The organism is Bradyrhizobium sp. 76 (assembly GCF_023073025.1).
Taxonomy (GTDB): Bacteria; Pseudomonadota; Alphaproteobacteria; order Rhizobiales; family Xanthobacteraceae; genus Bradyrhizobium.
Map to the genome: position 1 here is coordinate 1 of NZ_JADPIS010000147.1, position 764 is coordinate 764.

The window sequence follows — 764 nt, forward strand, 5'->3', positions numbered from 1 at the left end:
TTTCGCGGTTTCAAAGCTGTCCTCGATCGCCCATCGATGGCCTTCGACCGCGACCAACGTTTCAATTGATGTTCCCGCTGGGCACCAGGTGGTGAAGAAGGCGAGGTCATCATCGGCGATGCGACGACGGATCAGTAGACCGCGCGTCCATAAACCATCATTTGCGCTGTTGAACTGCTCGGCCTCGAGGTCGGCCAATTCGAGATAACACCAGTCATGCAGCCGCGGTCCTTTGGTTCCGGCTCCCGCCGACAGGCGCTTCCAGTCGGACGGGCGCCGCGTCCGGGCGAGGTCCGCGGCCGTACCGGCGACCGGCGGTCGCTTGCCCAGGATCGAAACACATGAGCGCTGCTGACCCCAAGCCGAGCGAAGCTGGATCAGCAATGGGAGCGGGCGGCGCCGCATCATGCATAGCGATCTTGCCCTCGACCTCCGCCGCGTGAGCGAGCGCCCTGTTCCAGCGCGCTTCCAGCTCACTCGCCACCAGCCGGTTCGCGGGGTCAGCGGCATCGTATTGCCGGAAAGCCCGGTCGGCGGCATAGCGCGCCGCTTCGAGATCACGACTGAGAGCATCGCGCACCTGATCCCGCCGTTCCCCGGCTTCCTTGGCGGCCGCGGTTGCAGCGGCGATAGCGCCCGGACCAACGACGCCAAGCAGTGCTTCTTCGATTGCATCATCGACGCGCAATCCGCCGAAGGCGATGCAGTGAGGGCCGCCATTGTCCATCCAGGCGCGGCTGCAGCTGTAGCGCGGGATATGGTGC

At 65.1% G+C, this 764-nt stretch carries 1 protein-coding gene and 1 pseudogene; one reads left to right on the top strand and one right to left on the bottom strand.

The window, feature by feature from the left end; all coding sequences use genetic code 11:
* Positions 1-362: pseudogene (locus IVB48_RS35475) on the bottom strand (IS701 family transposase); the annotation flags it as partial.
* 44 nt (positions 363-406) lie between these two features.
* Here IVB48_RS35475 and IVB48_RS35480 point away from each other — a divergent pair.
* Positions 407-764: hypothetical protein (locus IVB48_RS35480; protein ID WP_247407600.1), on the top strand; the 358-nt coding region annotated here is incomplete at its 3' end.